The sequence below is a fragment of the Evtepia sp. genome, assembly GCF_056797215.1.
In genome coordinates this window covers 12,115-38,908 of record NZ_JBQILM010000024.1, presented here as the reverse complement: position 1 = coordinate 38,908, position 26,794 = coordinate 12,115, and the positions used below count along the sequence as shown (strand labels likewise).

Below are 26,794 nucleotides of genomic sequence, written 5' to 3'. Positions count from 1 at the left end.
ATGCCCTGCTGGATAATGGGCACCACGTAGTTGGGGGCCGCCTCCTCTATGGTGTCGTGGAGGAGTCCAAAGAGCAGCTTGGCGTTGTTGCGGAAATTGGGGGCCACGGTGAAAATCTGGTCCTGCACGGGGCGGCTGATGGAGGCTTTGAAAATAGTTTTCAACTTCTCCTTCCCCGTAAGGCCAGGGCGGTCCCGAATTTCCGCCAGCATCTGGTTGGACTCCGCCGTCATTCGGTCCACCACCGCCACTAGAATCTCCTCCTTGGACTTGAAGTGGTGGTAAATGGCCCCCTTGCTCAAGCCCCCCAGCTGGTCCAGGATATCCTGGATGGAGGTGTATTCATAGCCCTTTTCCATGAACAGGCGGAACGCCACGTCCAAAATCAGCGTGACCGTCTCCTCCGGGTGGCGGTTTCTCGCCATGGCACTTCCCTCCTCATAGATACCAACGGTATGTTTTGCATTTTAACATACTGTTGGTCGGTTTGTCAAGACCAATTCCCATGGTGCAAGCCCTATGGATGTTTCACCGGAGAAAAACCCTCCCAGTCCAATGTCCAAAATGACCCCTCAAAAGTGTTTTCTTGGTTCCCATTATGCCTCGCTCTTGTCCAGATGTACATCCATCTGCGGGAAGGGAATGCCGATACCCTGGGCGTCAAAGGCAGACTTGATGGCCTCCAAGAGGTCATAGTATACCTCCCAATAGTCCTCCGTCAGGCACCAGGCCCGGAGGGTATATTCAATGGTACTGTCCCCGTAGTTGCTGAGCCGGGCGAAGGGGGCAGGGTCCGGCAGGACCTTTTCATGGGCCTCCATAATCCCCAGCAGGGTCGCTTTTACCTGCTCCACCGGTGCGTTATAGTCCGCACCCACTGTCAGGTCCACCCGGCGCAGGGGTTCTGTGGAGTAGTTGCGCACCAGGGCAGCAGCTACCGTACTGTTGGGCAGCACCAGGCGGCAGTTGTCTGTGGTGTTCAGCTTGGTGTGGACCATTCCGATCTCCAAAACAGTCCCGGCGATATCCCCAATCTCCACATAGTCCCCCACCTTAAAGGGCTGGGAGCTGAGAATGGTCAGTCCCCCCGCCAGGTTGGACAGGCTGTCCTTCACTGACAAGGACACCGCCAAACCAGCGATGCTCAGCAGGGCCACCAGGGAGGTAGCGTTCACCCCTAGAGACTGGGCTACAATCAAAATGGTGAGGAACCACAGCAGGATATTGGCCGCAGAGCGGATGAACGCATGGAAGCTCTTCTCAATGTGCCCCCGGTCCAGGCCCCGGTCCAGGAGCCGCAGGATGATCCGCTTGACCACCAGACAGGCCAGCAGCAGCGCCAGAGCGGTGAGGATGAGTTTTACAGCCCCCTCCCAGCCGTAGACGGTGAGGTTTCGTACTGCGGTTTCTACGCTTTCTTCCAAGGACTCGGTATCTGTCGTTTCCATAGCTGCCTCCTTTTCTCTGAAAAAGGGAGGGCAAAGCCTCAGCTTTGCCCTCCCTTGGGTGTTAATAAGATGTCACGTTCCGTTCTCTACGAAGGGCCACCGCTGGCGGTTGCTCTCCGAATCCCCCGCCTACAGGCAGGTGTGTGCGCAACGCAGTTCTTCTTACTCGCTGATCTCGGTAACAACGCCGGAACCAACGGTACGGCCGCCCTCACGGATAGCGAAACGCAGGCCCTTCTCAATGGCGATGGGGGTGATCAGCTCAACGTTCATAACCACGTTGTCGCCAGGCATGCACATCTCAACGCCGTCGGGCAGGGAGATCACGCCGGTCACGTCGGTGGTACGGAAGTAGAACTGAGGACGATAGTTGTTGAAGAAGGGGGTGTGACGGCCACCTTCATCCTTGGACAGGACATACACCTGGCCAGAAAACTTGGTCAGGGGCTTGATGGAGCCGGGCTTAGCCAGAACCTGGCCTCTCTCGATCTCCTTCTTGTCGATGCCGCGCAGCAGGCAGCCAACGTTATCGCCAGCTTCTGCATAGTCCAGCAGCTTGCGGAACATCTCGATGCCGGTGACGACGGACTTCTTGGTCTCCTCAGCCAGGCCGACAATCTCAATGGGCTCACCCATCTTGATCACGCCACGCTCCACACGGCCGGTGGCCACGGTGCCACGACCGGTGATGGTGAACACGTCCTCAACAGGCATGAGGAAGGGCAGGCTGTCATCACGGGGGGGAGTGGGGATGTAGCTGTCAACAGCGTCCATCAGCTCCTTGATGCAGGCATAGTCGGCGTCGCCGGGATCCTGGTTCTCGCAGGTCAGGGCGTTCAGAGCGGAACCCTTGATGACGGGCAGGTCGTCACCGGGGAACTCGTACTTGCTCAGCAGCTCACGGACTTCCATCTCCACCAGCTCCAGCAGCTCCTCGTCGTCCAGCAGGTCGACCTTGTTCAGGAACACGACGATAGCGGGCACGCCCACCTGACGGGCCAGCAGGATATGCTCACGGGTCTGAGCCATGGGGCCGTCGGTAGCAGCGATAACCAGGATAGCGCCGTCCATCTGGGCAGCACCGGTGATCATGTTCTTGATATAGTCGGCGTGGCCGGGGCAGTCAACGTGGGCATAGTGGCGGTTGTCGGTCTCATACTCCACGTGAGCGGTGTTGATGGTGATACCACGCTCTCTCTCTTCGGGAGCCTTGTCGATGCTGGCGTAGTCCTCGAACTCAGCCTTGCCCTGCATAGCCAGGAACTTGGTGATGGCAGCGGTCAGGGTAGTCTTACCATGGTCAACGTGACCGATGGTGCCGATGTTTACGTGGGGTTTGGTTCTTTCAAACTTTTGCTTGGCCATAATAATAATCCTCCTCAGAATCGTTGTAAAAGCCAAAGTGTGTCCTGTTATGTGTAGTATTCTACAGGATATGGAGGGAAATTACAACGGGAAATCAAAAATTTCCCCCTGTAATTTCACCTTCCGGATGCTTTTTTCTCGCGAAAAAGCATCGAATTTATAATTTCTCGTGGTTGCAGGCTTACCTCTGCCGGTGGGGCTCAGTTCCCCTCGCCGCGGGTGGCCACGATCTTGTCCGTGATGGACTTGGGAATCTCCACATAGCTGTGAGGCTCCATGGCGTACTGGCCACGGCCCTGGGTACGGCTGCGCAGGTCGGTGGCATAGCCGAACATCTCGGACAGGGGAACCAGGGCGTCGATCTGCTGGGCACCGGGGCGGGCCTCCATGCCCTGGATCTGGCCACGGCGGGAGTTCAAATCGCCCATGACGTCGCCCATATAATCCTCGGGCACAATGACGGAGACCTTCATGATGGGTTCCAGCAGGCAGGCATTGGCCTTCCGGCAGGCTTCCTTGAACGCCATGGAACCGGCGATCTTAAAGGCCATTTCGGAGGAGTCCACCTCGTGGAAGGAGCCGTCGTACAGAGTGACCTTAATGTCCACCACAGGATACCCGGCCATTACGCCGGCCTGCATGGCCCCTTGGATACCCGCATCCACTGCGGGGATATACTCCTTGGGAATGGCACCGCCCACGATCTCGTTGACGAACTCATAGCCCTTGCCGGACTCGTTGGGCTCCACACGGATCTTGACGTGGCCATACTGGCCCTTACCGCCGGACTGGCGGGCGTATTTGGTGTCCTGCTCCACGCTGCGCTTGATGGTCTCCTTGTAGGCCACCTGGGGTGCGCCTACGTTGGCTTCCACCTTGTACTCACGGAGCAGACGGTCCACGATGATCTCCAAATGGAGCTCGCCCATACCGGCGATGATGGTCTGGCCAGTCTCCTCGTCGGTGTAGGTCTTGAAGGTGGGGTCCTCTTCCGCCAGCTTCATCAGGGCCACACCCATCTTCTCCTGACCAGCCTTGGTCTTGGGCTCGATGGCAACCCGGATAACGGGCTCGGGGAACTCCATGGACTCCAAGATGATGGGATGCTTCTCATCACACAGGGTATCGCCGGTGGTGGAGTTCTTCAAGCCCACAACAGCGGCGATGTCGCCGGAGTAGACGGTCTCAATGTCCTCCCGGTGGTTGGCGTGCATCTGCAAGATGCGGCCCACGCGCTCACGCTGGTGCTTGGTGGAGTTAAGCACGGAGGTGCCGGTATTCAACTGGCCGGAATAGACCCGGATGAAGGACAGACGGCCCACGTAGGGGTCCGCTGCAATCTTGAAGGCCAGGGCGGAGAAGGGGGCGTCGTCCTTGGCGGGGCGCTCGTCCTCGCTGCCGTCGTCGGGGTCCACGCCCTTGATGGCGGGGATGTCCACGGGAGAGGGCATATAGTCCACGATGGCGTCCAGGAGCTTCTGAACACCCTTGTTGCGGTAGGAAGTGCCGCAGACCACGGGGACCAGCTTGTTGGCCAGGGTGCCCTGACGGATGGTGGCGCGGATCATCTCCGTGGGGATGGGCTGCTCTTCCAGCGCCAGCATCATCAGCTCCTCGTCCAGGTCCGCACAGGCGTCGATGAGCTTGGTGCGGTATTCCTGGGCCAGGTCCATCATATCCTCGGGGATGTCCTCCACACGCATGTCCTTGCCCACGTCGTCATAGTACACGTCGGCCTTCATCTCCACCAGGTCGATGATCCCCTTGAAGGTATCCTCGCTGCCGATGGGGAGCTGGATGGGCACGGCATTGCACTTGAGGCGCTCGTGGATCATGTCCAGGACGTTGTAGAAGTCCGCGCCCATGATGTCCATCTTGTTGACATAGATCATCCGGGGGACCTGATAGTGGTCAGCCTGACGCCAGACGGTCTCAGACTGGGGTTCCACGCCGCCCTTGGCGCACATGACGGTTACACTGCCATCCAGCACGCGCAGGGAGCGTTCCACCTCCACGGTAAAGTCCACGTGGCCCGGGGTGTCGATGATGTTGATCCGGGTCTGGGGGAACTGGTTGGCCGTTCCGGTCCAATAGCACGTGGTGGCAGCGGAGGTAATGGTGATACCTCTCTCCTGCTCTTGGGCCATCCAGTCCATGGTGGCGGTACCATCATGGGTCTCACCGATCTTGTAGTTGACGCCGGTGTAGTACAGGATGCGCTCGGTGGTGGTGGTTTTCCCGGCATCGATGTGAGCCATGATGCCGATGTTTCTTGTGTTTTCCAGGGTAACTTTACGCGACATTCTCTTTCCTCCCGGTTACCAGCGGAAGTGAGCGAAAGCCTTGTTGGACTCGGCCATCTTGTGGGTCTCTTCGCGCTTTTTCACGGCGCTGCCGAGGTTATTGGCGGCGTCCATCAATTCCCCTGCCAGGCGCTCCTTCATGGTGCGTTCGCTGCGCTTACGGGCGTAAGCGGTGAGCCAGCGCAGACCGAGGGTCTGGCGGCGCTCCGGGCGAACCTCCATGGGGACCTGATAGGTGGCGCCGCCGACACGGCGGGCCTTAACTTCCAGGGACGGCATGATATTTTCCATGGCAGTGGTGAACACTTCGATGGGGTCCTTCCCGGTCTGCTCTTTGACGATGTCAAAGGCACCGTAGACGACCTTCTGTGCAACACCCTTTTTGCCGTCCAGCATGATGCTGTTGATCAGCTTAGTTACCAGCACGGAACGGTACATAGGATCGGGCAAAACTTCCCGCTTGGGTACGTTTCCTCTTCTGGGCACTTTGCTTCCCTCCTTCATAACAGAATGATTTCATAGGTACTCGAAAAGCTTGCGCTCTCCGTGTGGGAGAGAGTGCCCTCTCTCCAGTGCCTGCCTTGAGAACTTCCCCAAAAACTGTACTGCGTACTGTTTTATATGAAAGCGCCTCGCGGCAAAGCCTTTTGCTTTGCGCCTGCGCGCAAAAATGCGAAATGAAAAATAGCGGTGGAGTTTGCCGATTACTTCTTGCCGGCCTTGGGTCTCTTGGCACCGTACTTGGAGCGAGCCTGCATACGGCCCTGAACGCCCTGGGTATCCAGGCTGCCGCGGATGATGTGATAACGCACACCAGGCAGGTCCTTGACACGGCCGCCGCGGATCATGACCACGGAGTGCTCCTGCAGGTTGTGGCCCACACCGGGGATATAGGCGGTGACCTCATAGCCATTGGTCAGGCGCACACGGGCGATTTTACGCAGAGCGGAGTTCGGCTTCTTCGGGGTGGAAGTACGAACGGCAGTGCACACGCCGCGCTTCTGGGGGGAGGGCAGATCGGTCTCTCTGTTCTTCAGGGTGTTGAGGCCCTTCTGCATGGCGGGAGAGTTGGACTTGTAGCTCACCTTCTCTCTTCCCTTGCGAACGAGCTGATTAAAAGTAGGCATAGTATTTCCTCCTTTCCTAAAAAATGGTGATTGTGTGTATATTCTAACCGCACCAGGCCGCGCCTATGCGGAGAATATCGAAAAAACTTTTCACAGGATGGTGGCTGCCACAGCGCTGCCCACGGCGATGCCGCAGGCGCTGCCCAGCTGGGCCATGGTGGGGACGCTCTCCGTCTCCACCCCCTGTTCCCGGCACAGGGCCGCTACAGGCTCTGTCACCCGGGGGTCGGCATCCTGGGCCAAAAACACCCGTTGGACGCCACCGTTTTTCAATGCGCGGGTCACCTGCTTGGCCCCCGTCACTTTTTTTGCAGATTTCAAGTCGGCCAGCATAGGGGATTTCCCTTCCTTTCCCGGTTGGATTCTGGAAAATCCTTGGATCTCATGGGATTTCTACCCCATGAAACATTTCACCGCAATTTGAAATTTTAGCACACTTGCCACATAACGTCAAGTGGTGAGACTGTGTGAAGATTTCCTTGGAATGCCAGACAGCTTGGACATATTGCCGGGCCGTTCCCCTTATCCCGCCATTCTGTGCCAAGAAAGCGCCAGAAGCCCCAGCACTTGCAGGGCCAGGATCAGGGGCATCCCCAGGCGAAAGCGCCTGTGCTGGGTTTTGTGGCGGAAGAGGGACATGCCCAGCATGGCCCCCACGCTGCCACCCAGGATGGCGGAGAGGAACAGGGTCTTTTCCGGGATGCGCCAGCGCCCCCGCCGGGCCTTGGCCTTGTCCACCCCCATAAGGGCAAAGGCAACGAAGTTCCAAACCAGCAGCCACAGCAAAGCGACTTCCTGCATCCTGCATCCCCCTCTCCAATCGCTGTCCTCCCATCATAACAGCTTTCCCAGGAAATACAAGACCCAAAATCGGCCCTGCGTTCCCCGCTGTGCGTTGACTTTCTGTCCCAGCTTCGCTACTATGTAGGTACGAACCCCAGAGAAAGGAGGGCTTACATGGACCGCACCACCACCTGTTGCTTCACCGGCCACCGGCCCGACCGCCTGCCCTGGCGGGAACGGGAGGATGACCCCCGCTGCCTGGCCCTGAAGGCCCAGCTGCGCCAGGCAGTGGAGCAAGCCTATGGCCAGGGCTTCCGCCACTTCATCTGCGGTATGGCCCGTGGGGCAGACCTCTACTTCTGCGAGGCTGTCTTGGCTCTCGCCCAGGAAAAGCCAGACCTCACCGTGGAAGCGGCCATCCCCTTTACGGACCAGGCGGCCCACTGGTCAGAAGCGGACCAGGCCCGCCGGGCTGCCCTGCTGGATTGCTGCCACTATGAGACGGTGGTGCAGCACCGCTATAGCCCCTCCTGTATGGCCCGGCGCAACCGCTACATGGTGGACCACTCCGCCCTGCTCCTGGCGGTCTACGACGGCACTCCCAAGGGGGGCACCGCGGGAACCTTGGCCTATGCCCTCCAACAGGGTTTAGACACCCTGATCCTGGACCCCAGGGGATGGTAAGCAGACAGGCCGGCAGGAAACGCCCTGTTTCCCGCCGGCCTGTGTCCTATCCTCAATCTGTCTATCCTACGCCTGTCTCCTGGTCAGCCGCTGTCCCAGCCATGCCGTGGCACTGTCCAAAAGGAACGCCACCGCCACCGCGGACAGGAGCACCACGCAATACAGTAGAATCATCCCCCGGGTCCCTGCCACAAAGGGGAAGCGTTGGAAAATGCACAGCAGGAGTACATGGCAGAAGTACACCGTCATGGAGTGCTTGGCCAAAAATCCCACAACGCCCCGGACCTTGTCGAATTTCCCCAGCCAGTCCCACAGAGCAAATAGGCTTAGGAGCATCAGCAGGGTATACAGGTTCAAGTCCGCCTTGATGGAATCCAGGGCATTCATGACAAAGCTCTTCACCACATACACCCCCGCAAACACCAGGGTTCCCCCCAGGATGGGCAGCTTGTGGGCCTGGGCGAAGGCCGCCAGCCGCTCCACCCGCCTCCGGCTCAGCAGGCACCCCGCTGTAAAGTAGAACAGCCAGGTGGGCAGCAGCAGCCACAGGTAAGGCCGGATCACCGGCGGGATCAGGTCTACCCCGAAGTTCAGCAGGAAGTACAGCGCTTCCACCAGGTAGGTCACCGCCAGGGACACGGCAATGCTGGCCACCGGCGCCCGTTCCACACACCGCTTCAGCAGGGGGTACACCAGGTAGCACTGGAAGATGATAACCACAAAATAGAGGTGCGGCGCAGACTGCCCTTGGAGAAGCCCCCGGAGATAAGCCCAAAGGCTCTCCCTTCCCCCGGCAAAGAACGCTGCCAGGGCCCCCCGCTGCTCATACAGGAAGTAAATGGTAAACCACAGCACATAGGGCAGCCCCAGCTTCCTCAGGCGCTTTTTGTAAAACCCCAACACCCCCTCATTCCTTGTACTGAGGCCCAGGGAAATGCCTGAGATCACCACAAACATGGGCACCGCAAAGCGGGACAACTGGTTCCAAAGGAACCCCAGGTTCATCCCAAAGAGCGTATACCCACTCTCCCCATATACATAGCCGCTGGTAACATGGATGGCAACCACCGCCAGCATGGCCACCACCCGGGCGAAATCCAGGGCATAAAACTGCTTGCCCTTCATTCCGCACCCCTCCTCTCTCCTGCCTGGACCCACTCCACGGGTCCGCGAAAAGGGGCCGTTGCAGAAGCTTCTTCCGCAACGGCCCCTGATGTTTCACTGTGTTGGGGCAGGCGCGTCACTGGCCTGTGCCAGCGCCCCCGCCGCTGTCTCCGCCGGTTCCTCCGGTACCGTCTCCACTGCCTGTCCCGCCGGAGCTGCCGCCGGAGCTGCCACTGCCACTCCCGGAACCGGAGCTTCCGCTCCCCGTTCCTGTGCCGCTGCTTCCACCGCTGCCAGTGCCGGTACCGGTACCCGTTCCAGTGCCGCTGCTACCAGTGCCACTTCCGCTGCCGGCGGTGCCGGTGTCCGGAGGCTCCGTGCCCTCCTCTGGCGCGTTGCCTGTGTCCTTGGTGGGATCATGGACGGTGGCGTCGGGGTTCTCCACCACGTTGACCACCATCTCCGCAGACTTTTTCCCTGCGATGGCCTTGATGACGGTCTTGCCCACATCCCGGCCGGTGATGGTGCCGTCCTCCGAAATGCGGACAATGGCGCTGTTCTGGCTGCTCCAGGTGACAGCGGCAGGGGTCATCCCCTCCTCCATCTGGACGTTGGCAATGAGCTTCCGATCCTCTCCGGAACGGATGGTGATCTCATCATCCTCCAGCTCGATGTTCAACACCCCCGGGGCAGTCTGGGACACGTCCACCTTGCCGCTGACGGTCTTGCCGTCCACATTGGCGGCGATGGTAGCCTGTCCCACACCTTTGGCGGTGAGGGTGGCCCTGGTCCCATCGCCACTGACGGTCACCACATTGTTGTCGTTGCTGCTCCAACTGATGGGGCCGGTCTCCGTCCCCTCCGGGATTCCGGTGATGGTGGCCTCAGCGGTCTCCCCCAGGACGATGGTGTTGGTGGAGATTTCCATCTTATAGTCGGCCTTCCCGCTGCCGGTGAAGGACTTGATCACCAGCAGGGCCATGATAATGACCACCACGCCGATGACAATCGGCACCGGGGAAATCCCCTTGCGCTTGGGTGGTGGGCTGTTCTTGCGTTTTGTCCCCCCGCTGGAACTGCTGCTGCGCCGCTGGGGCTGGGACTCCGAGCCGCGGCGGCGGCTTCCGCCGCCCTGGGGGGGCGGGGGTGGACGGTTGCCCCGGTCCCTGCTGCCGCTGGACCCGCCGCCACTCCGGCGGCTGCCGCCACCGTTGGAGCTGCCTCCCCGGCCTCCCGAGGAACCGGAGCTCCGGCCGGAACTGCGGCTGCGGCTGTTGCCGTGGTCGTCCCAGTTGGGGGCGGTGCGCTCCCAGTCCTCTTGGTCAAAGTCCCGGTAGGGGGTACCGAAACGGTCCCGCTTCTCGTAGCCCCGGTCATAGCCTCTGTCAAAGTCCCGGCCCCGATCAACATCCCGGTAGCGGTCATAGCCCCGGTCAAAATCCCGGCCGTACCCCCGGTCAAAGTCCCGTCCCTGGCTGCGGTCATAGCCCCGGTAAGCACTTCGGTCGCCGGAGGAGCGGGAATTGCCCCGCGCGTAGCGGCCATTGTATTCATCATACTCGTCGTAACGCATGTCTATCCTCCTGACTTAAAAAGTCATCGGGTGCGTTCCAGCCCCTGGTTCTTGGGTGGAACGCCGCCCCTTCCCCAGGGGTTTTTCCCCGGGAATTGAGCAATGTGGCCTATTATACCATAACTTCACGCCCCTGAAAACGCACAATTTGTAAAGTTTCTAGGAAAACTCCGTTCCTTCTCTTGGGCAATTTCTCTTGTCTATGTTATATACTATTTTCCCCTCCAATTCAAGGCAGGAGCCGCTTTCCCAAGCCGCTCCACCGTTTTCTTGTAGAAAATGACGAAAAAATTTTGCCGGAACCTGGCGTTTTCTCCTGGCTCTGGCAGCGCTCCCCAGGGTTCTTGTGCAATTCCCCGGCTTGTGCTATACTTTTCCTGACACGACAAACCACCCGCGAGAGGGATACTTCCTCCGCACCAATGGAAGGGATATCAAATATGACGAATGAATTTCTGCCCCAGGGGGAGGCCGCCGCCCTGCTGCCCCAGGTCTCCTTCACCATCCCCGGCCTGTTCCTCTTTTCCCAGCTGGTCTACCAGTGCCTTGAACAGGTGGCGGCCAAGTTTTCCCACCACATCCCCGTGCGCTTTCTCTACGGCTCCCCCCAGGTCCGTTGGAACTGCGGGCGGCTGGTGCTCATCAACCACCATGAGAGCTTGGAGGAGATGGAGCGGGAGCTGAAGGGGGCCGTCCAGCATGGCATCACCCCCCTGCTTACCTTCACCTCCCCCCTGCTCCAAGAGGAGGACTTAAAGGACCCGGTGTGCAACGGCCTTTTGGAGATTTTGGAGGAGATCCGGGGCGGGGTGGTCCTAGCCAGCCCCCTGCTGCGGGACTACATCCGCGCCCACTACCCCCATGTAACCATCCACGCCTCCATCATCCTCACCACCTACGCCCAGGAACGCAACGCCGCCTATTACCGCCAGCTCTCCCAGGACTACGACTACTATGTCCTCCATTCCGACGACAAGTTCCACCCGGAGCTGCTCCGTCAGCTCCCAAAGCACAACGCGGAGATCATATTAAATGAGCGCTGCGGCTACCAGTGCCCCCAGCGGCAGGAGCACTTCATCTCCATCGCCCAGGATCAGACCGCCCTGCTGGACGGCTGCGGCCCCCTGTCCAACTTCCTGGACCGCTGCCCCTATGTCCCCGAGGGCAAGCAGCGGGAGATGCAAACCCGGAGCATTTCCTCCACCGTCCAGGAGGCGGCAGCTTTGGCGGAGATGGGCTTTGACCTGTTCAAGCTCCAAGGGCGTTTGGACAGCCCCTATGTGTTCTTCTTTGACTTCTTGCGCTATGCGCTGGAAGAGGAGCTGGCCTTTCCCACCATGTACCCCATTTTCTCCTATTCCATTTATAACTACTTAAAGGAAAAGGAACACAAGCGGCGGGAGCACACCAAGGCCAACGGTCTACAGGCGTGAGGTGGGGTTTATGGAACTATCTTTTCAGCTCGCCGACCCCGCCGGCAATATCACCCTTCTAGTAACCACCCCTGTCCCCAGGGAGGACCACCCTGCCCTGGCCGCTGGCCTGCTCTCCATCCCGGAGCTCCACGCCGAACAGGTGGGCTTCCTGGTCCCGCCCCAGGGGGAGGGTGTCATCCGCCTAGAGATGATGGGTGGGGAGTTCTGCGGCAATGCCCTGCGCTGTGCGGGGTTATACTACGCCGTCCAGCAGGGCCGCCGCCGGGCAGGCCGCTTCCCGGTGGAGGTCAGCGGCTATGACAAGGCCCTCTCCGTCCAGGTCAACCCCCTGGCCAACCAGGTATCCGTGGAGATGCCCCTGCCCCAGACGGTGCAATCCTGCACCCTCTTTGGCGCAGCCGCCCAGGCGGTCCTGCTCCCGGGCATCGTCCACGCCGTCAGCTTCCTCCCCCCGGAGCAGCCAGAGGCGGCCGTCCGGGAGGCCCTGGAGGGGTTGGCCCTGGACTATACGGTCCCTGCTGCCGGGGTCATGTTCTGGGACCGGCAGCGCTCCACCCTCACCCCTGCGGTATACGTCCAGGGGACCAGTTCTCTGTATTTTGAACGTAGCTGTGCCTCCGGCAGCACCGCCGTGGCCGCCTGCCATGCCCTCAGCAGCCAGCGGGACGGCAGCTTCAAGCTGGCCCTGAAACAGCCCGGCGGCACCATCCACACCACCGCCACCCTCCGAGGCGGCAAGCTGCAACAGCTCACCATCGGTGGGGTGGTGAGCTTGGGGCAGGCCTATACCTTGGAATTCTAAATCCCCCAGACAATAGCCGCGTCCCAGGCGTTGATTTTCATCACCGCCTGGGACGCGCTTTTTATGTCATGCCGCTAACGCCCGGTGCAGCAGCTCTAGCTTCGCCGGCAGCCCTCCCTTCTAGGGGCCTAGTTCCACTGGAACCAAAAACCCCTTACTTTTCAGGGAAAAGATATCCTCCCCCAAAATGCTATACTGGCCCTGGCCTCAGATTCATAGAGAAAACATCGAAAATTAAGATTTCTTCAGGAGTTCTTTAAGAAATATTTTATTCTTTTTTGCTATAATGGTCCCATCAAAACCAGTCCGCTCTGGCGGCGCGGCAGAAAGGTGGGCCTGTGTATGGGGACCGTCTCAAAGGTAAAAAATATCCTCACTGGCGGGATGGTGGCCCTGCTCCTGCTGCTGGGCATTTTCCTGATCCGGGGCTATCTCAACGGCCACTTCGATTCCCCCGAAACCCTGCGTACTTATGTGGGCAGCTTTGGCCCCTTCTCCCCGGTGATTCTGACGGTGATTCAGGCCCTACAAGTGGTGCTGCCAGTGCTGCCGGGCTTCCTGGGCTGTATCGTGGGGGCGGGGCTGTTCGGCGCGGCAGGGGGGTTCTGGTGCAACTACATCGGCATCAGCGCCGGTTCCATCCTGGCCTTTCTCCTAGCCCGGCGCTTTGGGGTGGGTCTGGTACGGAAGATGGTCCCGGCGAAGAAGTATGACCACTGTGTGGCCTGGGTGCAAACGAAAAAGAGCTACACCCTGGTGCTGGCCCTGGCCATCCTGCTGCCCTTGGCCCCAGACGACTTCCTGTGCTATTTCTCCGGCCTCACAGGGATGTCCGCCCAGCGCTTCGTCTCCATCATCCTGCTGGCAAAGCCCTGGTGTATCTTGGTCTACAGCCTTTTCTTTGCCCATGTGATTTGAAGCATTTTGAATACGGTATCAAGGCACCGCATTGGTGCGGTGCCTTTTTGCAAGGACTTGCAAAAACATTTTTAGGAGGTATACCCCCATGCTCGGCGTCTACAACTACACGGTAATCCTGACTTACTTTGGGATGCTTATTTCCTTCACTGGCATCACCTGTGCCATACAAGGGGACCTCCACGGAGCCCTGGTGTGTCTCATGCTCTCCGGGGTGTGCGACATGTTTGACGGCAAGGTCGCCTCCACCAAAGTCCGCACCGCCCAAGAGAAACGCTTTGGCATCCAGATTGACTCCCTCAGTGACCTGATCTGTTTCGGTGCCTTTCCGGCGGTGATTGTCTACACCGTCTCCGACGGCAGCAACATGAGCTTCTACTGCTCCGCCCTCTACCTCCTGTGCGCCTTAATCCGCCTGGCCTGGTTCAATGTAGACGAGGAGGCCCGGCAGGACAGTGCCGCAGGCAGCCGGGAGGTCTATCTCGGCCTGCCCGTCACCACGGCAGCCCTGGTGGTCCCCGCCCTCCTGGGGCTGGGACGGCTCTGGCACTGGCCCCTGCCCATCCTGGGCCCGGTGGCGCTGCTGGCCATGGGGGTGGCATTCCTTCTCCCCTTCCGGCTGAAAAAGCCGGCCCTGCCAGGGAAGGTGGGGATGATCCTCTGTGGGGGCGCGGAATTTCTCCTGCTGTGCCTGGCTGTGGACCTATGAGCGGGAACAGCAGTGCAGTCCGCTTCCTCTATGGCAGCGTGGTAGGACGGGTTCTGCTGTCCCTGATCCTACGCAGCCATGCCGACCGCTTGGCGGTGGCCTTTCTCTCCTCCCCCCTCTCCCGGCCCCTGGCCCGTTGGCAGGCCAAGCGCCTGGGGCTACCCCCAGAGCAGGCCCGGAGCTTTGGCAGCTACCGCGCCTTCTTCGCCCGTACCCGCACTGCCCAAAGCGTAGACCTCACCCCAGGCCGGCTTATCAGCCCCTGTGACGGCTACCTCAGCGCCTATCCCATCCAGGCGGACAGCAGCTTTGCCATCAAGGGCTCCCACTACCGGCTGGCGGACCTCCTCCAAGACGAAGCCCTAGGCAAACGTTTCCACGGCGGTGATTGCCTGATCTTCCGCCTGTGCCCCACCCACTACCATCACTACCACTACATTGACGACGCCTATCAGGGAACCCATCATTTCATCCCTGGCATACTCCACAGCGTCCAGCCCATCGCCTGCGAGACCTATCCGGTCTATGTCCTCAACCGCCGCTGTTGGAGCCTACTCACCACCGATCACTTCGGGCCGGTGGTGCAGGTGGAGATAGGGGCCCTGGTGGTGGGAGGCATCCACAATGCGTGTCAAAACTGCCGCGTCCGCAAGGGCACGGAGAAGGGACACTTCCAGTTGGCAGGCTCCACCATTGTCCTCCTTCTGCAAAAAGGCCAGGTCCGCCTGCGGCCGGAACTGTTGGCCCAGCTAGAGCAGGGCCGAGAGGTCCCGGTGGAACTAGGGATGTATATTGGGGACGCCCTTTTATAGATACAAACAGAGGTGGATCAACCTTGGATGGTTGATCCACCTCTATAATGTATCGATCACTTCTGGCACAGCTCCCGATAAAAGGCCACCGCCTGGTCCATATCCGCCTGGTTGGGCCGTCCCTTGGCAATGCCACCCACCAGCTTGAAGGGGCCGAAGGTATCATAGCCCCGGCAGCCAAAGTGTCCCAAGACCTGAGCGCCCCTCTCCTTGGCAATCTTCTCTGCCTCCTGGATGTACTTTTTACGGTCCATCCCGCAAGTGTAGAGGAAGAACAGCTTCTTCCCCTGAAGGGGCGCTTGCGCCGCCCATTGCAGAACCGCCTTGCTTAAGCTCCCATAATAGATGCCAGAGGCCAGGCCAATCCCCTCATAGCTAGAGAGGTCAACCCCCTGGGCTTCCCCCACAGGCAACAGCGTCACATCATGTTGCGCGGCGATGGCGTCCAGGAGCTTCTTGGTGTTGCCGTGGTGGGATGAATGGTAAACGATTAGGGTCCTCATGGTCCTCCTCCCTTCTATTGCTCAGAAAAGTATAAGAAAGCCCTTGAACCATTAAGATTCAAGGGCTCCTTGGTACGGTAGGAGGGACTCGAACCCCCGACCTACTGGTTCGTAGCCAGTCACTCTATCCAACTGAGCTACTACCGCATGTCGTTCTTGACGACTTTCTTATAATACCACATCTCAAAAGAAAATGCAAGCATTATTTTCCCTTTTCCTGCCCTGATTTTGCATTTTTTTGCAAAACCAGGGCAGGTATTGGGGAAAGGGTCCGATTTCAGCGGTTCCCTTTTATCCGAAGAAAGAGGTGATCTGGGTATACAGCACCAGGATCATGACGGCGGGCACTACAACGCAGAAGCAGAACCTAAAGTACTTCGCTCCCTTGAACTTGTGGCCGCTCTCCTCGCACTCGTTCTTTACCAGGTTAGGCAGGGCCCAGCCCAGGATCAAGCTCATGATCAGTGCGCCCAGGGGCATGAGGATACCCTCGGTGATCATGTCGTAGAAGTCCAGCCAGCAGTCGTTCCACATGGCATAGCCCTCACTCTTTGGCGTCAGGCCCATGAGCTCATAGGGTGCCTTGATGGCAGCACCGCCGCCGCCCAGGGCATCCAGGGCCACGGGGATGGCAATGATGAAAATCAGCACCACAAAGATGGCAGTCACCGACCGGCGCTTGGGCTCCTTCCCCTTGTCCAACTGCTTGTCCACGATAAACGCAGTACAAACCTCCAACAGGGCGATGGAAGAGGTGATGGCAGCGATGAACACCAGGAAATAGAACAGGAAGCCGATGACGTTACCGGCCATACCGCCCATGCCGTCTAAGAACACCTTCTGCATGGAGGCAAAGAGCAGGCCAGGGCCCTGGGCGTAATCCACGCCGAAAGCCGCGCAGGCCGGGAGGATCATCATACCTGCCAGCAGGGCGAACACAGTGTCCGCCACGGGGACGATCACGGCGTTGCGCTGAAGGCTGCGGTCCTTGCTCAGGTAGGAGCCAAAGGTGATGTTGATGCCCATGCCCACAGACAGGGAGAAGAACATCTGCCCCGAAGCGGTCTTGAGCACCTCAAAGAAGTCGCTGCGGGAAGAGAATACCTCCGCATTGGGCTTGAACATGAAAGCGTAGCCTTCCTTTGCCCCGGGCTGGATCGCCACAAAGACGATGATGACCACCAGGATCACCGCCAAGGCTGGCATAACGGCCTTGCTGAAGCGCTCAATGCCGCCCTTGATGCCCCCCATGACAATGAACATGGTGATGGCCAGGAAAATGGCCAGGAACAGCAGCATGCTGGAACTATCATAGAGCAGCCAGCCAAAGAACGAGCTGCCCTGTCCGGCGAAACCATCCATCCCGACAATCTGCACCAGGAAGCCCAGGCAATACCGCAGGACCATACCGCCCAGCAGGCAGTAAAAGGCCAGGATCAGGAAGGGGGAAATGACGGCCATCCACCCCACAAAGCTATACTTTTTCGCCAGAGCGGCATACGCGCCGCCGGCCCCGTGGCCGGTGTGACGGCCCAAGGCGAACTCGCCCAGTATCAGGACGATGCCCACCAGCACCACCAGCACCAGATAAATGGCAAGGAAGGCGAAGCCGCCGCTCTTGCCCATTTTGTAAGGGAACGCCCAGAGGTTCCCCAAGCCGATGGCTGAGCCCACTGAGGCCAGGAGAAAGCCGAGGTTGCTCCCCCACTGTCCACGCTTGTTAACTTCCATTGTTTCTCTCACTCTCCTAAATCAGTGTAGTGCCTCTTACTTTACAGGAAAATCAGAGAGAAAACAAGAGAAAAGACAAAAATGCTCGTAAATGGAAAAAAATGTCCACTTTTTTGTCGGTACTCAGCAGAAGCCAACAAAAAGTCAAGGGAATTTTTCCTGTTTTTGGCGTTCCATTGGAGGATAAGCCACCACTTCTTCCAAAAATGGCGGAGTTTCCTCCTCCTCTTTCTTTATTTCCGCTTGCACTGCGGCTTTGTTCCTGTGTCTCCTTCAACCGTTGGACGGCCTCTTCCTTTGTTGCCACGAAGAAAAAGTCTTTACCGTGGTTGGGATTCATAGATAAAATCCTACAGGGGTTTGCTGGTGTAGTGGGAATAGTCCCCCCATATGGCAGCTTTCACCTGATAGTTGATGGATTTCTGTAAAATCTCTCCGGCCATACCACTACTGAGGATAAAAAACTCCCCCGCGATGACAGCAATGTCCATACCATTTTCTTGTATCTGTTCTATGCTCATACTTGTCCTCCTTATCGTCTAGACCGCCCATGATTCCAATGCCGGCACAAGGGCGGTTCCTGCAAAACCAATGTACATTGCGGCAAGACTATGCTATAATGTGGACAAATGATTGAGGCGCTTGCCCTTGGCGGGCAACGGGAAAGGAGCGGTCTATATGATGAATGGCAATCTAGCCTATCAGGCACAACAGCGGGAGGAGCTAATCGGCGGGAAGTTTATCGCCATGTCACCAGCCACCCCACGGCACAACTTTATTGCCGGCAACATCTTCAACCTTTTCAAGAATTATCTAAAAGGAAAGCCATGCGTTCCTTTCCATGACGGCACAGAGGTCCGTTTGGGAAAACAGGACAGGTTCATCCCCGACTTCATGGTGGTCTGTGACCGGGATAAGATCAAGTCCCAGTATATACAGGGAAACCCTGACCTGGTGGTGGAAGTCCTCTCCCCCAGCACCGCGAAAAATGACAGATGGTACAAGAAAAATGCCTACGAGGCCAACGGCGTACCGGAGTATTGGTTGGTAGACCCCGCCGGAAAGTCCATTGAAGTCTATCTCCTGGCAGACGGCCAGTATCGCTTGGAAAATATCTATTACTTCTACACAGAAGAGGAAATCGCAGAGATGGACGAAGAGGAAAAAGCCGCGCTGGTCACGTCTTTCCACTGCCACCTCTACGACGACCTGGACATTTCCCTGGCAGATATTTTTGAAGATTTGTTCTGACTGTAAAGAAAAGAGGACACAGCTATGCCCATCATCTATCTGGACCACGCCGCCACTACCCCCGTCCTCCCCGCCGCCGCCCAGGCCGCCCTGGCAGCTATGACCCAGGACTTTGGCAACCCCTCCTCCCTCCACTCCCTGGGTACCGCTGCCGCCAAAGCTGTGGCGGCGCAGCGGGAAGCGGTGGCCTCCGCCCTGGGATGCCGGGGGGAGGAATTGTATTTTACCTCCTGCGGCACCGAGGGGGACAACTGGGCGGTGGCCCTGGCGGTCCATTTGGGACGGCACAAGGGGAAACACATCATCACCACTGCCATTGAACACGCCGCTGTTCTAGAGCCCTGCCGGGCCTTAGAGCGGGAGGGCTACCAGGTGACCTATCTGCGGCCCGATGCCCAAGGGCGCATCCCCCTGGCGGACTTGGAAGCCGCTCTGCGGCCGGACACGGTGCTGGTATCCATGATGCTGGTGAACAACGAGACCGGAGCCATCCAGCCTGTGGCAGAGGCCGCGGCGCTGCTCCGGCAGAAGAAGTCCCCCGCCCTGCTCCACACCGACGCTGTCCAGGGCTTCTTAAAAATCCCCTTTACCCCCAAGGCCCTGGGGGCAGATCTGCTCACCCTCAGCGGCCACAAGGTGGGGGCCCCAAAAGGCATCGGGGCCCTGTACATCCGCGCCGGGCTGCAAGTCCAACCCCTGCTTCGGGGAGGCGGACAGGAGCGGGGGCTGCGCTCCGGCACAGAGGCCACCGCCCAGATCGCCGCGTTTGCCCGGGCTGCCCAGGAGGGGGCGGAGAAGCTGGCAGACCACCAGGCCTACGTCCAAAGCCTGAAGGACTACGCTTTGGAGACTCTACCCCAGGCCGTGCCAGGGCTGGTGGTGGTAGCCCCAGGGGACGCCCCCCACATCTGCGCCGTCTCCCTCCCCGGCTATCCCAGCCAGGTGGTGGTACGTTACCTCAGCGACAAGGGCATCTGCCTCTCCTCCGGCTCCGCCTGCCACAAGGGGAAAGCCAGCCACGTCTATGCCGCTATGAAGCTCTCCAAAGCCGTCCGGGACGGCATTCTCCGCCTCTCCTTCGCCCCCTCCAACACCAAGGCCGAGGTGGACACCCTGGCTCAAGCCCTGGGACAGGCCACCCGGGAATTGGTGTCCATGGGGCGATAATTGAACAATACAATACAAAAGCGGTGGGCAGAACCATAAGCTGCCCACCGCTTTTGTATTGTAACAGGGAATCACAGGGCTGTCCCCTGCTTTGGCACAAACAGGCGGCCCAAGTCTGCCCCCTCATGGGCCAGCAGCTGCCTCTTCTTCTCAATCCCACCGGCGTAGCCCGTTAAGCTCCCATTGCTCCCCACCACCCGGTGGCAGGGGATGATGATAGAAATGGGGTTATGCCCCACGGCACCACCGACGGCCTGGCTGGACATAGGCCCGCCCTGCTGCTCCGCCAGCTGGTTCGCAAGGCCGCCATAGCTTCGCACCTGGCCGTAAGGGACCTCACACAGGAGAGTCCAAACCGCCTGGCGGAAGGGCGTGCCCACCGGGGCCAGGGGCAGTTCATGGGGTGTGGGCCGTTCCCCCGCAAAGTAGCGGTCCAACCAGGCGTTTGTCTGGGCAAAGATCGCCAAGTCCCCTCTTGGGTACAGCTCCCCCAGGGCACCGCCAAAATACTTTTGCCCCTCCATCCACAGCCCAAGCAGGTTTTCTCCATCGCTGGCCAGGGTGAGTTCCCCCACCGGGGCGCGATAGGTCGTTGCATAATACACGGCACTCCCTCCTCTGGCCTTTCATCCACCGGCCACACTTCGACATTCCTTTCTCCCGTCATTATAGAGCCATCACTCTGGAATGTCAAAAGCATTCTTGGGCTTTGCCCCATCCACCGGCCTCAAAAAGCGGCAGTTTTCCCTTCGACGCAGCTTTACTTTTTCCGGTAAATCATGTATAATAATTTGCATTTGCGCGAAGAACAAAAAAATACTTTGGGCAGCGAGGGAACATGACATGGAAAAACCTGTGATCATATCAATTCGTGGGGTACAAAGCCCCTTCCCCGGCCATGAGGACGTGATGGAACTGGTCACCCAGGGAACCCTCAGCGACACCGAGGACGAGGGCATCGCCTTGACCTATGAGGAAAGCGAGCTCACCGGCCTAGAGGGCACCACCACCACATTCCGCATCCTAAAGGACCGCATCACCCTCCTGCGGGAGGGCACCTTAAACTCCGAGATGATCTTCCAGGAGGGGCGGCGGCACATCTCCCTATACCAAACCCCCTTCGGGGGCTTCTCCCTGGGGGTGCGGACCCACTCAGCCAAGGCGGAGATGAGCCCCGCCGGGGGCGACCTGGAAATCCACTACGCCCTGGACATAGAGAACGAACACGTAGGCGAGAACGCCTTTCTGATCCACGTGGCGGAGCCCAACGCCGCCCTGGACCAGCCAACGACATAAGAAAACGAGGAAGGACACCATGGCGAATTTGATTCAATACGCGAAAGACCAGATCAGGGCCCTCACCGAGGGGGCCTGGGCCGCGGCAGCTGCGGCGGGGGCCCTGCCGGAGGGCGTAAGCCTGAAAGGTGCGGTGGAAATCCCCAAGGACCCGCAAAACGGCGATTACGCCTCCTCCTATGCCATGGCCACCGCCAAGGCGGCCAAGCGCAACCCCCGGGAGCTGGCCCAGGCCCTGGCGGACCACATGGATTTAACAGGCACCATCTTTTCCAGCGTGGAGCTGGCAGGCCCCGGCTTTATGAACTTCCGCCTGGGCCCCAAGTGGTATGGGGACGTGCTGGCAGAAATTGAGGCCGAGGGTCCCAGCTACGGTCAGAACCAGGAAGGGCAGGGGCGGAAGGTCATGGTGGAGTTTGTCTCCGCCAACCCCACCGGCCCCATGCACATGGGCAACGCCCGGGGGGGCGTGCTGGGGGACACCCTGGCCAATGTCCTCCAACGGGACGGCTACAGCGCCTGGAAGGAATTTTACGTCAACGACGCCGGGAACCAGATCAACAAGTTTGCCCTCTCCCTTCAGGCCCGCTACTTACAGTGCATTCTGGGCGAGGACCAGGTCCCCTTCCCGGAGGATGGATACCAGGGGGCAGACATCCGGGAACTGGCCAAGGCTTTTTATGACGCCCACGGGGACAGCTTCCAGGACAAGCCGGAGGAAGAACGTCTGGAAGCCCTGGCCGCCTTCGGCCTGGAACGGAATATCCCCAAAATGAAAGAGGACCTGCGGCGCTATGGCATTGAGTACGACCAGTGGTTCTTTGAATCCAGCCTCCACGACTCCGGTTATGTGGCGGAGACGGTGGCGCTGCTCACGGAAAAGGGCTGGACCTACGAAAAGGATGGGGCCCTGTGGCTCAACACCACGGAGCTGTTGAAGCAAAAGTTCCTGGCTGAGGGCAAGAGCCAGAAGCAGGTGGACAAGCTGGACTTGAAAGACGACGTCCTGCGCCGGGCCAATGGCTTTTACACCTACTTTGCCGCCGACATCGCCTACCACCGCAACAAGTTTGCCGTCCGGGGCTTTGACCTGGTGGTAAACATCTGGGGGGCAGACCACCACGGCCACGTGGCCCGGCTGCAAGCGGCCCTGGACGGCCTGGGACTGGATGGCTCCCACCGCCTGGTGATCGTCCTGATGCAGTTAGTAAATCTGCTCCAAGACGGCCAGCCGGTACGGATGTCCAAGCGCTCTGGCAAGGCCATTGCCCTCCACGACCTGCTGGACGAGGTGAGCGTGGACGCCGCCCGCTACTTCTTCAACGCCCGGGCCGCCACCACCCCTGTGGACTTCGACCTGGGTCTGGCCGTCCGGGAGGACAGTGAGAACCCGGTGTACTATGTCCAGTACGCCCACGCCCGGATTTGCACCCTGGTGGAGCGTTTGGAGGCCGAGGGGCATCCCGTCCCTGCTGCCGCCACTGTGCGGGGGGACCTGCTGGCCACCGGGGAGGAGAAGAACCTCATCCGCACCCTGGCCCGTTTCCCGGAGGAAATCCACGGGGCCGCGCGGGACTTCGACCCCTCCCGGATCAACCGCTATCTCACCGAGCTGGCGGGGGAGTTCCACCGCTTCTACAGCGCCTGCCGCATCAAGGGCGAGGAAGCGGAGCTGCTCAACGCCCGGCTGAAATTGGCGGACAGCGTCCGGTCTGTCCTGGCCAACGGCCTGGGTCTGCTGGGTGTCACTGCACCCCGGAAAATGTAAGGGATCCCACGGGGCAGGCTGGCACAGCGCTGGCCTGCCCCGTCTAAAATAAGGAGGACTATTCCATGGCAGAAAAACAGAAGAAACGCTTTGAACGCCTCTACATCCAAGGCGGTTTCGCAGAGACGACAGAAATCTGGCAGGACCGGGAGACCGGGGTAAACTACCTCTACCACGCCGCCGGCAACACCGGTGGCCTCACCCCCCTGCTGGACCGGGAAGGGAAGCCGGTGGTCACCCTGGTAGAAAACAAATAAGTGGGGCTTACCCTGCATCAGGAAACAAAGAAGCGCAAACACAAGGGCTACTGAACGCGGCCCTCACACTGCTTTCTACAAAACACAACAAGGCCATGGCTGTCAACAAGCAGCCATGGCCTTGTGTTTTGTACACTTCCCGTGGGAGGGATGCTGTTGTCACAGATTGGCGAACACATCCATTTGCTTTCGCAGTTCTCCAACGATCTCCTGGTTGGTATCCATACGTCCGGTGATTCCCTCAATGTCCTCCACCAGGACACGGGTACTGCCAGCGGCCCCAGTAATCCCAGACGCCGCCCCGTCAATGGAGCTGGAAATGCTGGAAATGGAGGCGGCGATCTGGTCCATGGCGGTGGTGAGCCGCTCCGCCCGCTGGTTGAACGCCTCCATCGCCCGGCCGATATAGTCCGAGTCCTCCCGGTACTGGCGTCCGGCCTGGACAGAGCGCTCCAACTGATCCATGGTGGCCTGGCTTAGATAGTCGGCCAGCTCCCGGGCACTGCTGGACAGGTACTCCACCGCGCCCATGACCATCCCGCTGACCTCCTGGATGTGCTTGGCGGTCTCCGCGCAGGACCCGGCTAGCTGGTGGACCTCCTGGGCCACCACAGAGAAGCCGGCCCCCGCTGCCCCAGCCCGGGCAGCTTCGATGGAGGCGTTGACGGCAATCAGGCTGGTGGAGGAGGAAATGCTCAGGATATCCTTGGTCAGGCTCCCAATCTGCTCCACGCTCTGGCTCTTCTGAATGGCCTGGTCCAGCATTGCCATGATATCCGCCGTTTTGGCACGGACCATCTCCGTCTCCCTGTGGGCGGCGCGTTCCATCTCCTCCGCCCGTTCCCGCATTTGCGCAGAGTAGGCCGTGATGGCGGCGCACTCCTCCGCCATGTCCTGGGTATCCCCTTGGGTCCCTGTGGCGCTGGACGTAATGGCGGCGGCACTGCCGGCGATTTCCTTCAACGCGTCAGAGAGCTGCTGGGTCAGGCCGGAAAGGTTACGGACACTCCCGTTGGAGGTCTGGACCCGCTGCCGCACCTCCCCTACCACGCCGCTGATACGTTCGGAGCTGTTCTGAAGGGTGCCCATGGTGTCCTTGATGGGGGTCAGGACATATTGCTGGATAATCCGCAGGGCAGCCAGCACCAGGAACACCCCCAAGGCCAGGGTGACGACGCTGGTAATCAGGGAGACGGTGTAGACCAAGGCGAGCTTCCCCCGGGCCGCCTCCGCCTGGACACTGACGGCGTCGGTGAGGGCATCCAGTTCCCCTTCCGCCGCCCCGCCCCAGCGGGCCACGTCCCCATTGGCGATGGCGTAGGCCTCCTGGGTTTTGCTGTCGGCGCTGGCACTCACCAGGCGGACCAGGGCATGCTTAAACTCCTCATACTCCTGCAAGAGGGATTGATAGGTCTCCATATCCTCCTGGGAGACAAAGCCCTCGTAGTCGGCCAGCTTCCCTTCCAAGGCCTCTTCTTCCGCCTTGATCTCCTGCACCAGGCGGATCATGGTGTCGTGGTCTGCCGCGATGATGTGGGACAGGGACAGGCGGTGAATTTCCATGACAGATTGCCGGATCTCCGCCAGGCGTTCCTCGCTGACCATACAGGTATCCACAATGGTCCCCGCGTTGGCATGGACGTTGTTGATGCTGAACACCGCCAGAACATTGGACAGCAGAGTAATCAACCCCAACAGGACCACGGGCAAAATCAAGCGCTGTTGTAATGTCAATTTGCCTTTCATAGGCGTTTCCTCTCAATCAATCTAGTTTGTGCTACCGCTCGCTCACACCCTGGACCAAGCGGTCCAGCTGGGCTTGGAGGGAGGTGCCAGAGGGGTTCCCCCGGGCCATACTGTCAGAAAAGGCCGCCACAGGGTCCCAGAACTTTCCGCCCACCCGTTGGAGCTGGGAATAATTGGACTGCTCCAACAGGGCCGCGATGGCCTGAGAGGACTGGACCTCCGGGGAGTTGGCGGCATTGATATTGGCGGGGCCCTGGCCCCGCATGGTAAAGCGAAGCCGCTGGTTCTCCTCGTTGGTGATCCACTCCGCCAGCCGCGCCGCCCACTCCGGCTGTTGGGAATAGGCGTTCACGCCGATGAGCTTGCAGCCAGAAAAGGACGCCATCTGCACCTGTTCCCCGGCACAGGTAAACGTGGGCAGCTTCGCCGCCCCCAGATTATCCCCCCAAGCCGCTTCCATGTCCACCGCGTTCCACACCCCGCTGATCCCGGCAATCACGGTGCCGGACTGTACCCCTTGGACAAACTCATCGTCTGGCCGGTTGAGAAAGGCAGGGCTGGCCGCAATATTCAACATGGCCTGGGCCACATCCACGCCCCGGATGGGGTTGCTGGTGCTGTTCCAAGTGCAATAGTTGGTCAAGCCGTCCTCGTTGAGGCCCACCTCCAAGCCGGTGTTGCCAAAGAACGTGTAGACATACCACGCAGAGGACCAATCCATAGACACCTTCTTTTGTGCCTGCGCCGCCACCGCCAGGATGCGTTCCAAGCTCTGCACATCCTCCTGGGTAAAGTAGGCCTTGTTATAATACAGGAAATACCCGTTGTCCGCTGTCAGTGGGTAGGCATAGAGGGTATCCCCCACACTTGCGGCCTCCACTGCGGCAGGCAGGGCGTCGTTCCGGACCGACGTCTCCTCCGGAAGGGGATCCAGCCCCCCAGCGGCGGCCAAAGCAGCCACCTGGTCGTCGGCAAAGGCGAACACATCCGCCCCCGCCTCCAAGTCAGCCAGCAGCGCATCCTTGCAGTTGGATTCACTCTGGGGCTGATAGGTAATCTGGAAGTTGGCCTGGTCCGCGTACTGGGTTTGGAAGGAGGCAAAAATCGCTTGGAGCAGTGCCTCGTCCTCCTCGGCCCCCCATACGGTCAGGGCAATGGGTTCCCCCCTGTATCCTGATCCCTAGCGGAAGCGTCGCAAGCGGTCAGCAGCACCAGAAAACAGGCGGTTATCATTAGTAAAAGCTGTCTCATCATCACCTATCAAGCCTCCTGTCAATTACTGCAATATTATAGCATTTGAGCTGTTGGATTTCAACCAAGTGTCCCCAAAAACTTGCCGGCAGAGGGGGCATTTGATACAAAAGACAGAACCGGTGGAGCCTCCACCGGTTCTGTCTTTCCAGCGATTCCTTTGATTCCTTTTGACCTCTCAGGCCTTGTAGCGCTTCCCCGTCAGGGCGGTGGGGTCAATGCGGAGCACGGCGGTCTTGTCGATCTGCTTTTCGATCATCCGAAAGCCCACCTCCTCAAAGCCCGGGTGCTTCTGGGTCACGAAGGCCTCCAAGGCCGCCCGCTTCTCGGCCTGGTCCTCTACGAACACCACGTCCCCGGTCATAACCACGCTCTCAAAAGAGGCGGTGATCTTGCTGGGGACAATCTCCGAGGAGATGATGGCGGAGAAGCAGCACTTCTTGCTCTTTTCCAAGCACTCTATCTTATAACCATAGGGCGCGGAGTGGATGTAGAGCGTATCCTCCACCATGATGTAGTTTACCGGGGTGGCGTAGGGGTAGCCATCGTCGCCGTTGACGGACAGAGTGCCGTGGTCCCCCTTCTTCAACAGGGCCAAGGTGTCCTCCTGGGAGAGCTGGCGCTCCACCTTATTCATCTTATGTACCATTGGGTCGTCCTCCTTCTCACTGGTCTATAACAGCAGGATAGCAGAAAATCTCAAATTTTTCTGTTGCAGTTGCATCAAATCGAAAAATATTTTATACTGGTTCTTGTCTAT

29 protein-coding genes and 1 tRNA gene are annotated in these 26,794 nt (G+C 59.3%); 11 read left to right on the top strand and 19 right to left on the bottom strand.

The genetic code is table 11. From position 1 onward, the window contains the following. From ACTOZL_RS06850 to ACTOZL_RS06815, 8 genes are all read right to left on the bottom strand, one after another. The coding region (locus ACTOZL_RS06850; protein WP_482477465.1) for a TetR/AcrR family transcriptional regulator at window positions 1-425 on the bottom strand (425 nt) is incomplete at its 3' end. 171 nt (window positions 426-596) lie between these two features. Continuing rightward, window positions 597-1,448 carry a mechanosensitive ion channel family protein gene (locus ACTOZL_RS06845; protein WP_482477464.1) on the bottom strand — a complete coding sequence of 284 codons (852 nt, stop codon included), beginning with the start codon at window positions 1,446-1,448 and terminating at the stop codon, window positions 597-599. Between the two features lie 162 nt (window positions 1,449-1,610). Further along, a complete protein-coding gene (gene tuf, locus ACTOZL_RS06840) occupies window positions 1,611-2,813 on the bottom strand; it encodes an elongation factor Tu (RefSeq protein ID WP_482477462.1) in 1,203 nt (400 codons plus the stop codon). Between the two features lie 200 nt (window positions 2,814-3,013). Further along, window positions 3,014-5,116, bottom strand: coding sequence for an elongation factor G (gene fusA / locus ACTOZL_RS06835; RefSeq protein ID WP_482477461.1), 2,103 nt, complete (start codon window positions 5,114-5,116; stop codon window positions 3,014-3,016). Between the two features lie 15 nt (window positions 5,117-5,131). Further along, entirely contained in the window at window positions 5,132-5,602 is a 471-nt protein-coding gene (gene rpsG, locus ACTOZL_RS06830) for a 30S ribosomal protein S7 (protein WP_482477460.1), read from the bottom strand. Window positions 5,603-5,820: 218 nt separating this feature from the next. Continuing rightward, window positions 5,821-6,243, bottom strand: coding sequence for a 30S ribosomal protein S12 (gene rpsL / locus ACTOZL_RS06825; RefSeq protein WP_482477459.1), 423 nt, complete (start codon window positions 6,241-6,243; stop codon window positions 5,821-5,823). A gap of 90 nt (window positions 6,244-6,333) precedes the next feature. After that, a complete protein-coding gene (locus ACTOZL_RS06820) occupies window positions 6,334-6,564 on the bottom strand; it encodes a L7Ae/L30e/S12e/Gadd45 family ribosomal protein (RefSeq protein ID WP_482477458.1) in 231 nt (76 codons plus the stop codon). 201 nt (window positions 6,565-6,765) lie between these two features. Beyond that, window positions 6,766-7,044 carry a DUF1294 domain-containing protein gene (locus ACTOZL_RS06815; protein ID WP_482477457.1) on the bottom strand — a complete coding sequence of 93 codons (279 nt, stop codon included), beginning with the start codon at window positions 7,042-7,044 and terminating at the stop codon, window positions 6,766-6,768. A gap of 156 nt (window positions 7,045-7,200) precedes the next feature. Here ACTOZL_RS06815 and ACTOZL_RS06810 point away from each other — a divergent pair, with 156 nt between their 5' ends. Beyond that, window positions 7,201-7,710 carry an SLOG family protein gene (locus ACTOZL_RS06810; RefSeq protein ID WP_482477456.1) on the top strand — a complete coding sequence of 170 codons (510 nt, stop codon included), beginning with the start codon at window positions 7,201-7,203 and terminating at the stop codon, window positions 7,708-7,710. Window positions 7,711-7,776: 66 nt separating this feature from the next. Here the strand turns inward: ACTOZL_RS06810 and ACTOZL_RS06805 are convergent, their stop codons facing one another. Next, on the bottom strand, window positions 7,777-8,835 hold the full coding sequence (locus ACTOZL_RS06805; protein WP_482477455.1) for an acyltransferase: 1,059 nt from the start codon (window positions 8,833-8,835) through the stop codon (window positions 7,777-7,779). A 115-nt stretch (window positions 8,836-8,950) separates the two neighbouring features. Continuing rightward, window positions 8,951-10,387, bottom strand: coding sequence for an Ig-like domain-containing protein (locus tag ACTOZL_RS06800; protein WP_482477454.1), 1,437 nt, complete (start codon window positions 10,385-10,387; stop codon window positions 8,951-8,953). Window positions 10,388-10,827: 440 nt separating this feature from the next. On the opposite strand from ACTOZL_RS06800, the gene ACTOZL_RS06795 reads away from it, so the two are divergent. The 5 genes from ACTOZL_RS06795 (at window position 10,828) to ACTOZL_RS06775 (ending at window position 15,064) form a co-directional block, all read left to right on the top strand. Continuing rightward, window positions 10,828-11,820 (top strand): hypothetical protein, encoded by a 993-nt coding sequence (locus ACTOZL_RS06795; RefSeq protein ID WP_482477453.1) that lies wholly within the window; start codon window positions 10,828-10,830, stop codon window positions 11,818-11,820. Window positions 11,821-11,830: 10 nt separating this feature from the next. Beyond that, window positions 11,831-12,625 carry a histidine racemase CntK family protein gene (locus ACTOZL_RS06790; protein WP_482477451.1) on the top strand — a complete coding sequence of 265 codons (795 nt, stop codon included), beginning with the start codon at window positions 11,831-11,833 and terminating at the stop codon, window positions 12,623-12,625. 342 nt (window positions 12,626-12,967) lie between these two features. After that, entirely contained in the window at window positions 12,968-13,543 is a 576-nt protein-coding gene (locus tag ACTOZL_RS06785) for a VTT domain-containing protein (RefSeq protein ID WP_482477450.1), read from the top strand. Between the two features lie 88 nt (window positions 13,544-13,631). Beyond that, a complete protein-coding gene (locus ACTOZL_RS06780) occupies window positions 13,632-14,252 on the top strand; it encodes a CDP-alcohol phosphatidyltransferase family protein (RefSeq protein WP_482477449.1) in 621 nt (206 codons plus the stop codon). After that, on the top strand, window positions 14,249-15,064 hold the full coding sequence (locus tag ACTOZL_RS06775) for a phosphatidylserine decarboxylase (RefSeq protein WP_482477448.1): 816 nt from the start codon (window positions 14,249-14,251) through the stop codon (window positions 15,062-15,064). The genes ACTOZL_RS06780 and ACTOZL_RS06775 overlap by 4 nt, the downstream gene beginning before the upstream one ends. Before the next feature lie 56 nt (window positions 15,065-15,120). On the opposite strand, the gene ACTOZL_RS06770 is transcribed toward ACTOZL_RS06775, so the two are convergent. From ACTOZL_RS06770 to ACTOZL_RS06750, 5 genes are all read right to left on the bottom strand, one after another. Beyond that, window positions 15,121-15,567 carry a flavodoxin family protein gene (locus ACTOZL_RS06770; RefSeq protein WP_482477447.1) on the bottom strand — a complete coding sequence of 149 codons (447 nt, stop codon included), beginning with the start codon at window positions 15,565-15,567 and terminating at the stop codon, window positions 15,121-15,123. Between the two features lie 70 nt (window positions 15,568-15,637). After that, a tRNA-Arg gene (locus tag ACTOZL_RS06765) sits at window positions 15,638-15,714 on the bottom strand. A 144-nt stretch (window positions 15,715-15,858) separates the two neighbouring features. Beyond that, window positions 15,859-17,298: a sodium-dependent transporter gene (locus tag ACTOZL_RS06760; RefSeq protein ID WP_482477446.1), complete on the bottom strand. Its 1,440-nt coding sequence runs from the start codon at window positions 17,296-17,298 to the stop codon at window positions 15,859-15,861. 52 nt (window positions 17,299-17,350) lie between these two features. Beyond that, entirely contained in the window at window positions 17,351-17,638 is a 288-nt protein-coding gene (locus ACTOZL_RS06755) for a hypothetical protein (protein WP_482477444.1), read from the bottom strand. A 10-nt stretch (window positions 17,639-17,648) separates the two neighbouring features. After that, window positions 17,649-17,819: a DUF4180 domain-containing protein gene (locus tag ACTOZL_RS06750; protein ID WP_482477443.1), complete on the bottom strand. Its 171-nt coding sequence runs from the start codon at window positions 17,817-17,819 to the stop codon at window positions 17,649-17,651. Window positions 17,820-17,976: 157 nt separating this feature from the next. On the opposite strand from ACTOZL_RS06750, the gene ACTOZL_RS06745 reads away from it, so the two are divergent. Both ACTOZL_RS06745 and ACTOZL_RS06740 read left to right on the top strand, forming a co-directional pair. Further along, on the top strand, window positions 17,977-18,549 hold the full coding sequence (locus ACTOZL_RS06745) for a Uma2 family endonuclease (protein ID WP_482477441.1): 573 nt from the start codon (window positions 17,977-17,979) through the stop codon (window positions 18,547-18,549). Between the two features lie 24 nt (window positions 18,550-18,573). After that, a complete protein-coding gene (locus tag ACTOZL_RS06740) occupies window positions 18,574-19,716 on the top strand; it encodes a cysteine desulfurase family protein (protein ID WP_482477440.1) in 1,143 nt (380 codons plus the stop codon). 71 nt (window positions 19,717-19,787) lie between these two features. Here ACTOZL_RS06740 and ACTOZL_RS06735 read toward each other — a convergent pair whose 3' ends face one another. Then, complete coding sequence (locus ACTOZL_RS06735) at window positions 19,788-20,321, bottom strand: methylated-DNA--[protein]-cysteine S-methyltransferase (RefSeq protein ID WP_482477438.1); 534 nt, start codon at window positions 20,319-20,321, stop codon at window positions 19,788-19,790. 250 nt (window positions 20,322-20,571) lie between these two features. Here ACTOZL_RS06735 and ACTOZL_RS06730 point away from each other — a divergent pair, with 250 nt between their 5' ends. The 3 genes from ACTOZL_RS06730 to ACTOZL_RS06720 all read left to right on the top strand — a co-directional run bounded on the left by ACTOZL_RS06730 (window position 20,572) and on the right by ACTOZL_RS06720 (window position 23,037). Continuing rightward, on the top strand, window positions 20,572-21,012 hold the full coding sequence (locus ACTOZL_RS06730; protein ID WP_482477437.1) for a YwiB family protein: 441 nt from the start codon (window positions 20,572-20,574) through the stop codon (window positions 21,010-21,012). A 19-nt stretch (window positions 21,013-21,031) separates the two neighbouring features. Next, window positions 21,032-22,780: an arginine--tRNA ligase gene (gene argS / locus ACTOZL_RS06725; protein ID WP_482477436.1), complete on the top strand. Its 1,749-nt coding sequence runs from the start codon at window positions 21,032-21,034 to the stop codon at window positions 22,778-22,780. 65 nt (window positions 22,781-22,845) lie between these two features. Continuing rightward, window positions 22,846-23,037, top strand: coding sequence for a DUF6440 family protein (locus ACTOZL_RS06720; protein WP_482477434.1), 192 nt, complete (start codon window positions 22,846-22,848; stop codon window positions 23,035-23,037). Between the two features lie 159 nt (window positions 23,038-23,196). Here the strand turns inward: ACTOZL_RS06720 and ACTOZL_RS06715 are convergent, their stop codons facing one another. The 3 genes from ACTOZL_RS06715 to ACTOZL_RS06705 all read right to left on the bottom strand — a co-directional run bounded on the left by ACTOZL_RS06715 (window position 23,197) and on the right by ACTOZL_RS06705 (window position 26,683). Then, complete coding sequence (locus ACTOZL_RS06715; RefSeq protein WP_482477433.1) at window positions 23,197-24,783, bottom strand: methyl-accepting chemotaxis protein; 1,587 nt, start codon at window positions 24,781-24,783, stop codon at window positions 23,197-23,199. A gap of 31 nt (window positions 24,784-24,814) precedes the next feature. Continuing rightward, window positions 24,815-25,840 carry an extracellular solute-binding protein gene (locus tag ACTOZL_RS06710; protein WP_482477466.1) on the bottom strand — a complete coding sequence of 342 codons (1,026 nt, stop codon included), beginning with the start codon at window positions 25,838-25,840 and terminating at the stop codon, window positions 24,815-24,817. 372 nt (window positions 25,841-26,212) lie between these two features. Next, a complete protein-coding gene (locus ACTOZL_RS06705; protein ID WP_482477432.1) occupies window positions 26,213-26,683 on the bottom strand; it encodes a pyridoxamine 5'-phosphate oxidase family protein in 471 nt (156 codons plus the stop codon). Window positions 26,684-26,794: the final 111 nt, after the last annotated feature.

What these genes read in the sequence shown, in the direction of transcription:
- ACTOZL_RS06805 (WP_482477455.1), bottom strand. Translation starts at nt 8,835, where the DNA reads ATGAAGGGCAAGCAGTTTTATGCCCTGGATTTCGCCCGGGTGGTGGCC.
- ACTOZL_RS06815 (WP_482477457.1), bottom strand. Translation starts at nt 7,044, where the DNA reads ATGCAGGAAGTCGCTTTGCTGTGGCTGCTGGTTTGGAACTTCGTTGCC.
- rpsL (WP_482477459.1), bottom strand. Translation starts at nt 6,243, where the DNA reads ATGCCTACTTTTAATCAGCTCGTTCGCAAGGGAAGAGAGAAGGTGAGC.
- tuf (WP_482477462.1), bottom strand. Translation starts at nt 2,813, where the DNA reads ATGGCCAAGCAAAAGTTTGAAAGAACCAAACCCCACGTAAACATCGGC.
- ACTOZL_RS06760 (WP_482477446.1), bottom strand. Translation starts at nt 17,298, where the DNA reads ATGGAAGTTAACAAGCGTGGACAGTGGGGGAGCAACCTCGGCTTTCTC.
- ACTOZL_RS06755 (WP_482477444.1), bottom strand. Translation starts at nt 17,638, where the DNA reads ATGAATCCCAACCACGGTAAAGACTTTTTCTTCGTGGCAACAAAGGAA.
- ACTOZL_RS06720 (WP_482477434.1), top strand. Translation starts at nt 22,846, where the DNA reads ATGGCAGAAAAACAGAAGAAACGCTTTGAACGCCTCTACATCCAAGGC.
- argS (WP_482477436.1), top strand. Translation starts at nt 21,032, where the DNA reads ATGGCGAATTTGATTCAATACGCGAAAGACCAGATCAGGGCCCTCACC.
- ACTOZL_RS06715 (WP_482477433.1), bottom strand. Translation starts at nt 24,783, where the DNA reads ATGAAAGGCAAATTGACATTACAACAGCGCTTGATTTTGCCCGTGGTC.
- ACTOZL_RS06790 (WP_482477451.1), top strand. Translation starts at nt 11,831, where the DNA reads ATGGAACTATCTTTTCAGCTCGCCGACCCCGCCGGCAATATCACCCTT.
- ACTOZL_RS06745 (WP_482477441.1), top strand. Translation starts at nt 17,977, where the DNA reads ATGATGAATGGCAATCTAGCCTATCAGGCACAACAGCGGGAGGAGCTA.
- ACTOZL_RS06845 (WP_482477464.1), bottom strand. Translation starts at nt 1,448, where the DNA reads ATGGAAACGACAGATACCGAGTCCTTGGAAGAAAGCGTAGAAACCGCA.
- ACTOZL_RS06785 (WP_482477450.1), top strand. Translation starts at nt 12,968, where the DNA reads ATGGGGACCGTCTCAAAGGTAAAAAATATCCTCACTGGCGGGATGGTG.
- ACTOZL_RS06740 (WP_482477440.1), top strand. Translation starts at nt 18,574, where the DNA reads ATGCCCATCATCTATCTGGACCACGCCGCCACTACCCCCGTCCTCCCC.
- ACTOZL_RS06780 (WP_482477449.1), top strand. Translation starts at nt 13,632, where the DNA reads ATGCTCGGCGTCTACAACTACACGGTAATCCTGACTTACTTTGGGATG.
- ACTOZL_RS06750 (WP_482477443.1), bottom strand. Translation starts at nt 17,819, where the DNA reads ATGAGCATAGAACAGATACAAGAAAATGGTATGGACATTGCTGTCATC.
- ACTOZL_RS06810 (WP_482477456.1), top strand. Translation starts at nt 7,201, where the DNA reads ATGGACCGCACCACCACCTGTTGCTTCACCGGCCACCGGCCCGACCGC.
- ACTOZL_RS06795 (WP_482477453.1), top strand. Translation starts at nt 10,828, where the DNA reads ATGACGAATGAATTTCTGCCCCAGGGGGAGGCCGCCGCCCTGCTGCCC.
- fusA (WP_482477461.1), bottom strand. Translation starts at nt 5,116, where the DNA reads ATGTCGCGTAAAGTTACCCTGGAAAACACAAGAAACATCGGCATCATG.
- ACTOZL_RS06770 (WP_482477447.1), bottom strand. Translation starts at nt 15,567, where the DNA reads ATGAGGACCCTAATCGTTTACCATTCATCCCACCACGGCAACACCAAG.
- ACTOZL_RS06775 (WP_482477448.1), top strand. Translation starts at nt 14,249, where the DNA reads ATGAGCGGGAACAGCAGTGCAGTCCGCTTCCTCTATGGCAGCGTGGTA.
- ACTOZL_RS06800 (WP_482477454.1), bottom strand. Translation starts at nt 10,387, where the DNA reads ATGCGTTACGACGAGTATGATGAATACAATGGCCGCTACGCGCGGGGC.
- ACTOZL_RS06705 (WP_482477432.1), bottom strand. Translation starts at nt 26,683, where the DNA reads ATGGTACATAAGATGAATAAGGTGGAGCGCCAGCTCTCCCAGGAGGAC.